Source organism: Paenibacillus sp. YN15 (genome assembly GCF_003285005.1).
Taxonomy (GTDB): domain Bacteria; phylum Bacillota; class Bacilli; order Paenibacillales; family NBRC-103111; genus Paenibacillus_AR.
Map to the genome: position 1 here is coordinate 123,513 of NZ_QMFA01000012.1, position 14,087 is coordinate 137,599.

A 14,087-nucleotide genomic window follows, 5' to 3' on the forward strand; every position below is an offset into this window, starting at 1 on the left:
AACCTTTGGAAATGTCAATTTATTTTCAAGACTTATTTTCAAAATGGGAGGTTTCCTGCCATGCAGCCTCCGCCTGCTGCAGCCGGAATAAGCGCCAGTATTCGCCCTGCAGGCGGAGCAATTCCCCGTGGGTGCCGCGCTCCACGATCCGGCCGCTTTTGAGCACCAGGATATGGTCCATCCGCTCCAGCCCCGTCAGCTTGTGGGTGATCCACAGCACGGATTTGCCCGGGAAGGCCGCTTCCTCCGCCTGCCGCAGGAAGGCCTCCTCCGTCACGCTGTCCAGCCCGGCCGTAGGCTCGTCGAACAAGAGCACAGGGGCATTGCGGAGCAGCGCCCGGGCCAGCCCCAGCCGCTGGCGTTCGCCGCCGGACAGCCGGGAGCCCCATTCGCCGACCAGCGTGTCATACCCCTCCGGCAGGCTCAGGATGGTTTCATGGATTTGCGCCGCCTTGGCCGCCTGCTGCAGCTCTTCATCCGTTGCATCCGGACGGGCCAGCAGCAGATTGTCCCGGACGGACTCATTGAAGAGCTGCACATGCTGGGATACTACGGCAAACCGGTCCCGCACCGCCTCATCCGCTAGGTCGGCCAGCTCATGCCCGGCCAGCCGCACGCTTCCGGCCTCATAGGGACGCAGCTTCAGCAGCGCCTGAAGCAGGGAGCTTTTGCCGGCGCCGCTCTCCCCTACCACGGCCACTCTCATGCCCGGGGGAATGGCGAAGCTGACGCCGTCCAGAGCGGCAGGCTCCGACGGCCCGTAGCGGAACGTCAGCTGCTCTACCTGGATGGCGAAGCCCTCCGCGGGCAGCGGATGGGCGGCGGCAGCGGCGGGCCCGGCGGAGGCCTCCCCTTGGCCGGCCTCCGCCAGCTCAAACAGCCGTGAGGCGGCCGCCATAATGCCGCCGAACTGCTGGAAGGTTTGCGGCAGCGGCGCCACTGCCTCGAAGCTGGCCAGGGCCACCGTGGCCAGCACCGGCAGGGCAATGCCGCTAAGCGCTTCGGCGGCCACCAGCGGAATGGCCGCCAGGAGCATGAGCCACATGGCCGCCTGGGTGCAGGCCAGCATCATGCCGGACGCCGCAGCGGCCGTCCGGTTCTGGCTCTTCTGCAGCGCCGAGAGCCGGCGCTGATCCGCCTCCACCCGGCCGGCGGCTTTCTCCGCCCGGCCGTACAGCAGGAGCTCCGGCAGCCCCATGATCAGATCATTGGCGTTGGCGTAGAGCTCCCCGCGGCGGGCGGCGGCTTCCTCGCCTCTCCGCCGCCCTGCAAGATGGGACAGGGCGGGAATGGCCACTCCCGCCAGAATCAGCATCACGGCCAGAATCAGGCCGAACCGCATGTCCCACCAGGCCACAATGCCGATGCCCAGAAGCCCGGACAGCACGGCCACCAAGGGCGGCGACAAAACCCGCAAATAAAAATTTTGCAGCTCATTCACGTCGCTGATGACAGAGCCCAGCACATCGCCGCTGCGCCGGTCCTCCAGCAGCACCGTGCCCCGGGGCTCGATCCGGCTGTAAATCCAGGTGCGCAAATCCGCCAGCACCCGGAAGGTTACATCGTGGGAGGCCAGCCGCTCCAGATAACGGAAGACGCCCCGGGAGAGCCCGAAGAAACGGACGCCCACAATGGGCACCCAGATCAGCAGCACCGTCTCCGGGCGCAAGGCCGCTTTGGCAATGAGATAGCCGGAGGCGCCCATCAGCCCGATATTGGCCCCGATGGTCAGGAACCCCAGCAGCACAGCCAGGAAGGCCCGTCCCTTATAACGGCCGACAAAAGCCAGCGTCCGGCGGAAGGTTCCCTTCATGACGCCTCACCTCCGTTCTGCACCCGCATCATCCGCGCATACACGCTGCCGCTGCGGGCCAGCAGCTCCTCCGGCCGCCCGGCCTCCGCGATGCGGCCATGCTCCAGCACCACCAGCCAGTCCGCGTGGCGGACCGTATCCAGCCGGTGGGCGGCCATAATCACGGTGCGTCCCCGCACCAGCTCCGTCCACGCCTCCTGCACCAGCGCCTCATTCTGCGCGTCCAATTGCGCCGTGGGCTCGTCCAGCAGCAGCACCGGCGCGTCCCGGAGCAGCGCCCGGGCAATGGACAGCCGCTGCATCTGGCCGCCGCTTAAGCGGACAGCCTCGCCGATGGGCGTGTCATAACCCTGGGGCAGCCGGGCAATAAATTCATCCGCCCGGGCCAGCCGCGCCGCGGCCAGCACCTCTTCCCGGGAAGCCTCGGGGCGGCCCAGCCGGATATTGTCCAGCACCGTCCCCTGGAACAGATGCGTCTGTTGGGCCACCACCGCCAGCTTGCTGCGCCACCAGTCCATGGACAGCTCCGCCATATCGGCGCCGTTCACGCGGATGATCCCCGAGCTGGGCCGCAGAAAACCCTGCAGCAGCTCCAGCAGCGTGCTTTTGCCCGCGCCGGTATGCCCGATGACGGCCACCCGCTGGCCCGGCTCCACCGCCAGGCTGATCCCGTCCAACGCCGCAGGCGGCTCATCTTGAACCTCGACCCCAGCTCCGGTCCGCAGCCCGCCTGCTTCTTCCTCCTCCGCATCCCCCGCTTTCTCCGCTCTGGGATAACGGAAGCCTACCTCCGCCAGCTCGATCCGGTAGCCGCCCCCCGGCAGCGCCGGCTCCGCCTTGCGCCCGTCAGGCCGCGACCTCCAGCCGGGAGGCTCCGCATCCAGCAAATCAAAAATCCGCTCCGCCGCAATCCGCCCGTTCATCCCAGTGTGGAACTGGGTGCCCAGGGCCCGCACCGGGCCGTAATATTCCGGGGCCAGCAAGAGCACGCAGTAGGCATTGTAGAAGTCAATGCTGCCGTCAATCAGCCGCAGCCCCAGGAACACGGCCACCACAGCCGTACACAAGGTGGCAAACAGCTCCATAACGAAGGCGGACATAAACGCCAGCCGCAAGGTGCCCATGGTGGCTTTGCGGTGCTCCTCGCCGATGCGGGCAATAATCCGGATCTGCTCCCGGCTGCGGTTAAAAATCCGCAGCGTCGGCAGCCCCCGGACCACATCATGGAAGTGGCCGCTTAAGTATCCCAGAAGCCGGTACTGCTTGGCCGTTTTGGCCTTGGTGGTCATCCCGATAATAATCATAAAAAAGATCAACAGCGGCATGGTCACCGCCAGAATCAAGGTGGACGTAAGATCCATACGCAGAGTGGCGCACAGCACCGCAATGGGAATCAGCGTGGACAAGGCCACCTGGGGAATATACCGGGCCAAAAAGGTCTCCAGCTGCTCCACGCCCTCATAGAGGGTGGAGAGGAGCTCGCCGCTCCGCTCTTTTTTGACCGCTTGGGGCCCCAGCTCCACCAGCTTCCGGACCATGCGCACCCGCAGGTCCTCCTTGACCCGGGCGGCCATATCCGTGGACACCCACTCCCCCGCTATATGGACCGCCACCCGAAGGCCAATCCAGCCCAATAGCACAAAAAGAGCGGGGAGAAGCTCCCGCAGCCCTTCCCCGCCCAAAAATGCCCGGTCCGTAATTCTGGCGATCCATACGGCCTCCAGAATAATCAAGATGCCGCCGGCCAAACCCAGGCCTACGCTCGCTGCAAATAACAGACGGGCGGCCGGCGCGCTTTTCATAAGACGCTTCATCATATTAATAGTCCAGATGGTCCTTAATGCTGACCCGCTTGCGGAACGCCCAGTAGGTCCAGCCCTGATAAGCCAGCACCAGCGGCACCGTACACAGGGCGATGACCGTCATCACCTTCAGGGAATATTCGTTGGAAGCGGCATTGTGGATGGTCAGATTCCAATCCGGGTTAAGCGAGCTGATCATCACCCGGGGATACAGACAGGAGAAAACCGTAATCGTAGACAATACAATGGTCAGGCCGGTCATGATGAAGGCCCAGCCTTCTTTTTTGGCTTTCAGGAAATAGCGGACCGACACCAGGGCAATGCCCGCCAGAATCGGCACGGCGCCAGGGTTGACGCCGGAGAACATATCCGTTTCAAAATAGCTCAGGATAACGAAAATAAAGACGGAAAGGGTGGCCAGCGCCCCCACCTTCAGGGCAAACTGGTGAGCCCGCTCACGCAAATGCTCATCGGTTTTGAGGGTCAGGAACAGAGCGCCGTGCAGCAGGAACAAGAGTACCACGCTCACACCGGCTACAACGGAATAGATGCTGATCAGATCCCAGAAGGAGCCCACATAGTTCATGTCCTTGTCGATGGGCACGCCGCGCATCAGGTTGGCCAGCGCCACGCCCCACAAAAGAGGAGGCAGCAGGCTGCCGAAGAAGATGGTCCAGTCCCAAAGGCCTCTCCACTTGGGATTCTGGAGCTTGCTGCGGAACTCGAAGGACACGCCGCGGCCGATCAGCGCCAGCAGCATCAGGAACAAGGCCAGATAGAAGCCGCTGAACAAGGTGGCGTACCAGTGGGGGAATGCGGCGAACATCGCTCCGCCCGCCGTAATCAGCCAAACCTCATTGCCGTCCCAGACGGGGCCGATGGTATTGATCAGCACCCGGCGCTCCACATCCTCCTTGCCCAGGAAGGGAACCAGCATGCCAACGCCGAAATCGAAGCCCTCCAGGAAGAAAAAGCCGACAAACAGCACTGTGATCAGAATAAACCATAGGGTTTCATACATGGTGTTGCCGCCTCGCTTTCATCTCTTATAATTTGGTGGGATGGGGAACGGCGTGACCGTGCAGGTCTCCTCCGCCCTCCACACCCTTCTTCACGAAGTGCACGAACAAATACACCAGAGCGGCCGCAATAAGCCCATACACCACGGTGAAGCCGATAAGCGAGGTCAGTACCATACCGGCAGATACGGTAGGCGATACGCCGTCCGTGGTCTTTTGCAGACCAAAGACAACCCAGGGCTGGCGGCCCACCTCCGTCATAATCCAACCGGTGGAGTTGGCGATATATGGCAGGGCAATGGCCCAGACCATCAGCTTCAAATAAAGCGTGTTGTTCATCAAGCGGTTGCGCACAATGGCTACCGCGCCGTACAAGCCGGCAAGAATCATCAGCGTGCCGGCGCCGACCATAAGCCGGAAGCTCCAGAAGGTGGTGCGGACAGGCGGTATGTAATTGCCCGGACCGTAGAGGGCTTCATATTCCTTTTGCAGCTCGTTCATACCCTTGACGCTGCCATGCAGCTTGTTGTATGCAAGTATGCTCAATACGCCGGGAACCTGCACCTCCGCCTTGTTCTCCTTGCTGGCGGGATCGATAATGGCGAACAGCGTAAAAGGCGCCTTCTCCCCGGTGGTGTTCCACAGACCCTCGGAGGCCGCCATCTTCATGGGCTGGGCCTCGATCAGATGCTGGGCCTGGCTATGCCCGACCACAGCGGTCAGCACGCTGGAAATCAGCGCCACAATAATGCCCAGCTGGAAGGTGGGCTTGAACATCTCCACTTCCCGTTTGCGGACCAGCTTGTAAGCGCTGATGCCGGCCATGAAGAAGGAACCGGTCGCCAGCGCCCCGAAAATAACATGGGGAAACTCCACCCACAATTGCGGGTTGGCCAAAAGCGCAAAGAAATCGATCATTTCCGCCCGGCCGTTCTGGATGGCATAACCCACCGGCTCCTGCATGAAGGAGTTGGCGGTGAGAATCCACAGCGCCGATAGGGTAGTGCCTACAGCCACAAGCCAGATGGCGGCCAGGTGAACCTTCTTGTTCAGGCGGTCCCAGCCGAAAATCCAGACGCCCAGGAAAGTGGACTCCAGAAAGAAGGACACCAGCGCCTCTACTGCCAGCGGTCCGCCGAACACCGCTCCCACATACCGGGAGTAATCCGACCAGTTCATGCCGAACTGGAATTCCTGCATAATCCCCGTTACCACGCCCACGGCGAAGTTCAACAGGAACAGCTTGCCCCAGAACTGGGCCATTTTCTTATAATTGTCATCCTTTTTCACCACATAGAGGGTGTTCAGGACAGCAATCAGAAAGACCAGGCCAATTGTCAGCGGAACAAACAAAAAATGATAGACCGTGGTAATGCCAAACTGCCACCGAGCCAGAATCACCGAATCCAAAGCTCCTCATCTCCCTTTATAGAGTAGAGCGCAGCCCAAAACAGGCCACGCCAAACAGCCGAATCTCATGCCGGCTTGCAGGGTATACATGAACTAAAATTATTATAAGATAGTTCTATCTTTTAAAATAGTACGAATCAAGATGAAAATCCCTCTCTTTGCTATATTTCGTTTTTTAGACACAATTTATACATAGCCGCCCTTCACAGATATGAAAGAAAAGGAGGAGTTTGATTATAATGGTTTTCCCGCTTGTATCCGGATTAACCCTGGGGTAAGGTTAGAATTGACAGCATTACATTGTGTAACGGAGGGAAGGAAGCCATGAAAAGCAGCCCGACAACCACTGCCGGAACCATCCGCATTGTGGAGTACAACCATTCCTATGCAGCCGCCGTGGCGGATATGTGGAACAAGAGTCTGGGAAGCTGGGGCGGGGGCCACAGCCCGCGCACAGCGGAAAGCATTATGCAGGATATGGACAGCACTATCAATCTTCATGTTTTTTTGGCGGTGGACGGGGATGAAGTGGCGGGCTTCTGCAGCTTCTCCCATTATATGCTGGATGAAGGGGCGCTTTACGTGCCCTTGCTTAACGTCCGGCCCGATTACCATAACCGGAAGGTGGGCAAAGCCCTGATCCTCCACGCCGTGGCCAAAACGGTGGAATTGGGCTGGCCGCGCCTGGACCTGTTTACTTGGGCGGGGAACACGAAAGCGGTGCCCATGTATAAGAAATGCGGCTTTTTCTGGGAAAAGAAGGATGACGGGGTTCATCTGATGAACTACATCCCCACTGTACTGCAAACGGAAGCATTGGAGCCGTATCTGAAGGACCTGGATTGGTATGCGGACAGCACCCGTCCCATCGAGATCAAACCCGACGGAGAGGCCTGCGGCGGGAAATTCGATATTTTCCGGTATTCGTGGCAGAAGGACGGGCAGGAGTTAACGGTGGAATTTGAAAAAACAGGGCGGGGCATCTGGTCCCTGGATACCCCCGACTATGAAATCCGCACGGAAATTGCCGAGCATGACCTGGTTTTCGGCCGATCCTACCCGGTCCGTTACCATATCCGCAGCAAAACCGGCAAACCTGTGGTGTGCGAAATTTCCGGCCAAAACGTCAAAAATATCCAGTTTGATCTTCACCGCACGGTAACCGTCACCGGGACGGAAACGGTGGAGGGGCAATTCCGGGTGGACCCGGTGCAGGAGGAGCAAAGCAGCTGGAAGACCCACCCGGTTGTCCACTCCCAGTGGATCATCAACGGGCGCAAGGCGGAGCTGCGGACCGGCATCGCTCCATTGTTTCCGGCCAAGCTGTCCATGGCGGGCCAAGAGCTGGAGCATTATGCGGGAGTCCGGGAAACCCTGTTTCTGAATATTGAGAATCAGCTCACCGAGGAGGCCGAATACCGCTTCACCCTTCCGGAGGCGGATTTCATCCGCTTCGAGGACCCCCATGTTTCCATCCGGGTTCCCGGCCTGGGCAAAGCATCGGTGGCGGTTCCCTATGTGCTCCGGTCATTCGGCGTCTACTCGGCCGCTGTTGCCGTGGAAACCGTAACAGCCGACTCCGGTGAAACCATCGCCTTCGACCACTCTGTCAGCTTGGTTTTCCGGGGCCATACGGGACGCTTCGGGGGTCAGGATCGAAAGCACGCATACGCTGCCTGCGGTCCCAACATGCTGGTGCTGAACAAAGAGAACAACGAGCTCCACATTCGGCGCACCCATATGGGAGGGGGCCTCTTCTGGGGTTATCCCAGACTGGGCAAACCCTATTCCTCCGAATTTTGCAGGAAAAAGCCTGAGCATGTCCGGCTGGAACAGGACGGGGACGCCCAACTTCTGGAGGCCGTTTATTTGTCGGACGATCATCCGGGCGCTGTGATCAAATCGGTGGCACGGGTATGGGAGGGCGGTTTCATCGAGCATTACTATACGGTGGAGAATCAGTCCGGTGCGCCTTTGGCTGCGGATATGAAGCTGCTGGAATGCTTCCGCTTTGAGCTGAAGGATACGGTGCTGCCCTATGACGGGCTGTATCTGCGGCTGGACGAAGCGCCGGCCCAGCATCTGAACCAGTGGGAGCCTCGGCGGATCAGCGAAAACTGGCTGTTTTCACGCAATGAAAAAATCACCTATGGCGTTTTTTGGGACGGGAAGCAGCAATTGGTCAAATCCGACTGGATGATGGGCCTGGAGCATCCGATAGGCAATCTGCCTGCCGGCGGTTCGATCCGCACCGCCTCCACCTGGGCGGCTGTCGGTATGTTTGCCGACTGGCAGGATTTCCGGGCTTATGTGCACCGTGAACGGGAGGAGGAGCTTCCTTTTCTGACCAGCCACCTGGAAGTCACAGCCAATGGAGGCAACCCCTTCGCGGAGGGCGGCTACCCCCTGGAGGTGACTGACCGGAAGCTGTCTCCCCTCTCCGGCAGACTGTCCTTGCTGTCCGCAGACGGGACCGAGGTAAACGCTCTGGAGATCGATGCTGACGAAAACCTGCATACCGCCGTCCTGAATCGTCCCCATCCCGTTGGCTCCCCTCGGGCAGACCGGCTGCGGCTGGTCTATGAAGGGCAGGACACCCGGCTGGAGCGCCGCGCGGCCGTCTTCCCCCTTTCGCAGGAGCCCGTGGCTTTGGAGCGGCTTGACGGAGAAGCGGGAACGCTATTCCGCTGCGGCAACGGCCTCATGACCCTGGATGTTTCGCCGGCCTTCGGCTGCGCCGCCCATTCCCTCATCTATGCGGGCCGTGAGTGGCTGCACAGCTCCTACCCGGCTCCGGGTCCCCGCTCCTGGTGGAATCCCTGGCTGGGCGGCATGGGCATTGATGTGCAGGGCATGTCTCCGTTAAGCCTGCTTCAGGAGAGCCGAAGCGCGGATTTTGCGCAAGTGGAGGATTCATGCGGCAATGTCTGGTCCGGCATCCGGCTGCGGCTTGCGGTAGAGCAGCATAAGCAGAACCGCGGTCTGACGGTGGACCAATATTATCTGATGCTGCCGGGAGCCCCGGTGCTGGCCAAGGTCAACCGGATCGCCAACCGGACCGGATTTGGCTACCCGAAGCTGCAGATTTGGAACCGCAATTTCTTCCGGCCCGGCGCCGCCCATGATACAGGCTGGACCCAAAATGAAGCAGGAATCCGCTTCCGGCTGGGAACCAATGAAGAGGAATATAAGGCTATGGGACATTTCTGCTTGGGCTCCACAGAGCATGAGGAGCTGCTGCAGGCGGCCTTCGATCCCGAAGGCGCAAGCGGGTTTGTCTATTTCAACAACCAGATTCTGAGCCAGGGAACCGCTCATCATCTGCTTCTCCCTGACGGAGAGACCAAATGGACGAAGCCGGTATTCTATATCTTCGGCCGGGAGCAGCTGACTCCGGAGGAGCTGACAGCACTTACGCGGCTGAGCTTTGCCGTGAAGGGAGATTAATCGGATCATGCCCATTATCGATATCCACATCCACCTGTCAAACATTGAAAGCTTCCGGCAAACGGCCAACCAGCTGTCCTTTGTGGATTATTCGGCAGAGGGACTGAAGCGGGAATTTGCCGCGAACGGGGTTGTCCTTGGAGTAGGCATGGGCGTCACGGAGCAGACGGCAGGGGCCTTTCCCGACAGCGCCTCGCCCAACCCCATGCTGCTGGACCTGGAAGAGTCGGTGCCGCCATTCCTGATGGAATGCGTCGGCATCAACCCGTCCAGGCTGGCGGGCCCGGATGCCGCGGCAGAGCTGGACCGGATTGAAGCCCGGCTGAAGCGGGAGCAGACCGCGGGCATCAAGCTGTACGCCGGATACTACCACTATTACGTATACGACCGGATTTACGGGCCGGTCTACGAGCTGGCCAAGCATTACGGCCTTCCCGTGGTGATCCATACGGGAGACACCTACTCCATGAACGGCTTGCTCAAATATGCCCATCCGCTGACGGTGGATGAGCTGGCCCTGCAGCAGCGGGATGTCACCTTTATGCTCTGCCATCTGGGAGATCCCTGGGTGATGGACGCCGCCGAGGTGGTGGCCAAAAATCCCAATGTATACGCAGACTTGTCCGGTCTGGTGGTAGGTGACAAGGAGAAGTTCCACCGCTTTATGGGCGAACAGCTGTTTATGGACCATTTCCGCAGGGCTCTCGTTTATGCGGACCGGTATGACAAGATGCTGTTCGGCACAGACTGGCCCTTGGCTTCCGTAGAGCTGTACAGCGAATTCATCCGGCGGCTGGTGCCGGAGGCCTTTCATGACGATGTATTCTACAACAACGCCTTGAATACTTTCCCGCGGATACGCCAACGGCTGCTGGGCAAATAAATAAACGAAAGGGCAGGGATTCATTCCCCCGCCCTTCGTTTTGCTTAAACGACCTTTTTGAACTGGCTGGTATACAGCCGGAAGTAAAATCCCTCCGCCGCCAGCAGCTCCTCATGGGTTCCCCGCTCAATGATCTGTCCGCCGTCGATGACCAGAATCTGGTCCGCTTCACGGATGGTGGACAGCCGGTGGGCAATGACAAAGCTGGTTCTTCCCTTCATCAACGTGCGCATGGCCGCCTGAATATGCATCTCTGTCCGGGTGTCGATGCTGCTGGTAGCCTCATCCAGAATCAGAATGGCCGGGTCGGCAAGAATGGCCCGGGCGATGGTGAGAAGCTGGCGCTGCCCGTGGCTTAGGTTGCTGCCCTCCGCAGCCAGCACCGTATCATACCCGTGGGGCAGCTTGCGGATGAAGCTGTCGGCATTGGCCAATCTGGCCGCCGCCTTTACTTCCTCGTCGCTGGCATCCAGCTTGCCGTAGCGGATATTTTCCCGGATGCTGTCGGAGAACAGCGCAGCATCCTGCAACACAATGCCCAGCCCTGTGCGCAGGCTGTTCTTGTCAATGGTGGAGAGCTCCGCCCCATCCACCGTAACCGATCCGCCCTCCAGCTCATAGAAGCGGGTCAGCAAGTTCACCACCGTGGTTTTGCCGGCGCCAGTGGGGCCTACAAGGGCAATCATATCCCCGGGGCGGGCATGGAGGCTGACCCCCTTTAACACAGGCACACCTTCCTTGTAGCCAAAGGTGACATCCTTGAAGATGACCTCACCCTTGGGCGCCTTCCACAGCTTCCCTTCAGTCTCATCTTCATATTCATCCGGGGTGTCCATCACCTCGAATACCCGCTCCGCTCCTGCGATAGCGGCTTGAATCATATTGAATTGATTCGCCAGATCATTAACCGGCCTGCTGAATTGGCGGGAATAATTCAAAAAGCTGACCACCGTACCGATGCTGGTCATGGAACTCAAGGCCATCCAGCCTCCAATAGAGGCAATAAGGGCAAACCCCAGATTGTTGACCACGTTCATAACCGGCCCCATCATGCCGGAAAGGACCTGGGCTTTGATGGAGGTATTGGTCAATTCCCTGTTGATGGCAGCGAACTGGGCAATGGAGGTTTCCTCTCGACAGAAGGTTGCCACCACCTTTTGCCCGGAAACCGTTTCTTCAATAAAACCGTTCATTTCCCCCAGGCTTTTCTGCTGGCTGCTGAAATACCGGCGGGTAAAACCGGCGATTTTTCGGGTAACCAACAGCGTAACAGGCACTGTTACCAGATTCAGAAGAGTGAGCCACACATTCAGGGACAGCATAATGGCCAATGCGCCGACAAGAGTCAGCGCGCCTGTAATCAATTGGGTGACGCTCTGGTTCAGTGTGTTGGAAATATTGTCCACATCATTGGTGGTCCGGCTCATCAGCTCACCATGGGTTTTGCTGTCAAAAAAACGGAGCGGCAGCTTTTGCAGCCGACCCACCAGATCATTGCGCAGCTCCCACACCGCCCGTTGGGAAACCCGGTTCATCATATACAACTGCAGCCAGTTCATTCCCGCTCCCGCCGCGTACACGGCAATCAGCACAATGCACAGCCGCAGCAGTCCGTTTACATCTCCGGGCAGAATATATTTGTCAATAGCCGTACCGATAAGATAAGGGCCGATCAAACCAAGCCCCGCTCCAAAAGCGGTCAGCACAAACACCAGAATCAATCCGGTGCGCTGTCTCCGCAGATATCCCCACAGGCGGCGGATGGTGCCTTTGGCATCCTTGGGCCGCACCTTCGGCAGCATCCCCCGGAGAGCTCCCGGTCCCGGACTCCCAGGTCCACCCGGACCGCCGGGCATTCCCGGCATGGGAGCCGGTCCGCCGCGGACTCCGGCGCGGTTAATGTTCGTTTGCGGCATAGACAATTTCCTCCTCTCCCAGTTGGGATCTGTAGATATCCCGGTAAACGGAGCTATTGGCCATCAGCTCCCGATGATTGCCGGAAGCCGCAACCGTACCGTCCTCCAGCACCAAAATCCGGTCAGCTTCCATAACGGAGGAGATGCGCTGGGCAATAATCAGGCTGGTGGTCTCCCTCATCAGCTCCCGCAGCGCCTTCTGAATGCGGGACTCCGTCCCCAAATCCACCGCACTGGTGCTGTCGTCAAAAATCAGGACCGCCGGCTTCATCAGCAGCGCCCGGGCAATGGAAATCCGCTGCTTTTGGCCGCCGGACAAATTGACTCCCCGTTGGCCAAGCACTGTCTCATAACCCTGCGGCAATCCCATGATAAAATCATGGGCCTGGGCCGCCTTGGCTGCCGCCTCCACCTCTTCCATGGCGGCGTCCGCCTTGCCAAAGGCGATGTTCTCCCGGATGGTCCCGGAGAACAGGACCGCCTCCTGCAGCACCATGCCAATGCTGCTTCGTAATCCCTCCAAGGAATAATCCCGCACATCGATGCCGTCGACCAGCACCCGCCCTTCCTCCGCCTCGTACAAGCGGGGAATCAGGCTGACCAGCGTAGACTTGCCGGAGCCGGTTGCGCCGAGGATGGCCAAGGTTTCTCCGGGCTGCACCGCAAAGCTTATATTCCGCAGCACCCTTTCGCCCCCGTCATAAGCAAACCCTACTCCTTCAAACTCAATTTGTCCCTTGCGAATACGCTCCGCCGCAACCTGTCCAGGATTCTTCATTTCCGGTTCCGTCTCCAGCACTTCTACAATCCGCTGCGAAGAAGCGGTAGCCCGGGAAATATTGGCCAGCATCATTCCCACCATCAACAGAGAGGAAAGCAGCTGCGTCACATAGTTGATAAATGCCGCCAGATCCCCGATGGGCAGCGTCTGATCCCAAAACAGATTGCCGCCCAGCCACAGCACAGTCACAATAGTGCCATTCAGGAGCAGGAACATAACCGGCGACAGCGTAGCCATCATCACATTGGCCCGGAGCGCCACCGCCATATAATCATCGTTGGCATCGGTAAACCGCTTGGTTTCATAATCCGAACGGACAAAAGCCTTAACCACGCGGATTCCGGCCAGGTTTTCCTGAAGAACGGTATTCATCCGGTCCAGCCGCTTCTGCACCTTGGCAAACATGGGGAAGCCCATCCGGGTAATCACCGCAACCACCGTAAACAAAATGGGCACCACAACCACCAGAATCATGGCCAGCCGCCAATTGATCATAAATGCCAGAATCAAACTGCCCGCCGCCAAAAAAGGAGAGCGAACCATCATCCGCAACAGCATCTGCACAAACAGCTGCACCTGGGATACATCATTGGTAAGCCGGGTAATCAGCGATGCCGTATGAATCTTCTCCAGATTCCGAAAGGAAAAGCGCTGTACCTTGGTAAACACCGCTTCACGCAAATCCGCTCCGAACCGCATGGCCGCGATGGTCGAAAAAATACCGCACCCCACACCTCCCACCAAGCCGATCAGGGAGGTTGCCAGCATCATGAGCCCCGTTCTCCGGATTTCATCCAGATTTCCGGCCATAACCCCCTGGTCCACAATCTGCGCCATTAATTTGGGCTGCAGAAGGTCCATGGATACCTCCAGCACCATGAGAAGCGGCCCCAGCAGCGCCGCCTTCCAGTATGGCTTTATATATTTCGCCAGCTTCAACATTGTTGCTGCTTCACCCCGTTTGTCTTTTGCCAGCCAGTTTGCCAGCTGCCTGAATTAATTAGCCAACTAATCGT

The 14,087-nt window shown here is 59.0% G+C and carries 8 protein-coding genes; 2 read left to right on the forward strand and 6 right to left on the reverse strand.

Features of this window, described 5'->3' with window-relative positions; all coding sequences use genetic code 11:
* Positions 1-25: 25 nt before the first annotated feature.
* Genes cydC through DQG13_RS12315 form a run of 4 tightly spaced genes read right to left on the reverse strand, consistent with a single transcriptional unit; the run spans position 26 to position 6,044 of the window.
* Complete coding sequence (gene cydC, locus DQG13_RS12300) at positions 26-1,813, reverse strand: thiol reductant ABC exporter subunit CydC (protein WP_113020060.1); 1,788 nt, start codon at positions 1,811-1,813, stop codon at positions 26-28.
* Positions 1,810-3,615 (reverse strand): thiol reductant ABC exporter subunit CydD, encoded by a 1,806-nt coding sequence (gene cydD, locus DQG13_RS12305; RefSeq protein WP_181592725.1) that lies wholly within the window; start codon positions 3,613-3,615, stop codon positions 1,810-1,812. Before cydD ends, cydC begins: the two co-directional genes overlap by 4 nt.
* A 16-nt stretch (positions 3,616-3,631) precedes the next feature.
* Positions 3,632-4,636: a cytochrome d ubiquinol oxidase subunit II gene (gene cydB / locus DQG13_RS12310; RefSeq protein ID WP_113020062.1), complete on the reverse strand. Its 1,005-nt coding sequence runs from the start codon at positions 4,634-4,636 to the stop codon at positions 3,632-3,634.
* A gap of 25 nt (positions 4,637-4,661) precedes the next feature.
* On the reverse strand, positions 4,662-6,044 hold the full coding sequence (locus tag DQG13_RS12315; RefSeq protein WP_113020063.1) for a cytochrome ubiquinol oxidase subunit I: 1,383 nt from the start codon (positions 6,042-6,044) through the stop codon (positions 4,662-4,664).
* Between the two features lie 324 nt (positions 6,045-6,368).
* On the opposite strand from DQG13_RS12315, the gene DQG13_RS12320 reads away from it, so the two are divergent.
* Both DQG13_RS12320 and DQG13_RS12325 read left to right on the forward strand, forming a co-directional pair.
* Positions 6,369-9,491, forward strand: a complete 3,123-nt coding sequence (locus DQG13_RS12320; RefSeq protein WP_113020064.1) for a GNAT family N-acetyltransferase — start codon at positions 6,369-6,371, stop codon at positions 9,489-9,491.
* 7 nt (positions 9,492-9,498) lie between these two features.
* Positions 9,499-10,374 carry an amidohydrolase family protein gene (locus DQG13_RS12325; RefSeq protein WP_113020065.1) on the forward strand — a complete coding sequence of 292 codons (876 nt, stop codon included), beginning with the start codon at positions 9,499-9,501 and terminating at the stop codon, positions 10,372-10,374.
* Positions 10,375-10,418: 44 nt separating this feature from the next.
* On the opposite strand, the gene DQG13_RS12330 is transcribed toward DQG13_RS12325, so the two are convergent.
* A complete protein-coding gene (locus DQG13_RS12330; RefSeq protein WP_258525643.1) occupies positions 10,419-12,230 on the reverse strand; it encodes an ABC transporter ATP-binding protein in 1,812 nt (603 codons plus the stop codon).
* A gap of 40 nt (positions 12,231-12,270) precedes the next feature.
* Positions 12,271-14,013, reverse strand: a complete 1,743-nt coding sequence (locus DQG13_RS12335; protein WP_113020067.1) for an ABC transporter ATP-binding protein — start codon at positions 14,011-14,013, stop codon at positions 12,271-12,273.
* Between the last annotated feature and the right edge of the window lie 74 nt (positions 14,014-14,087).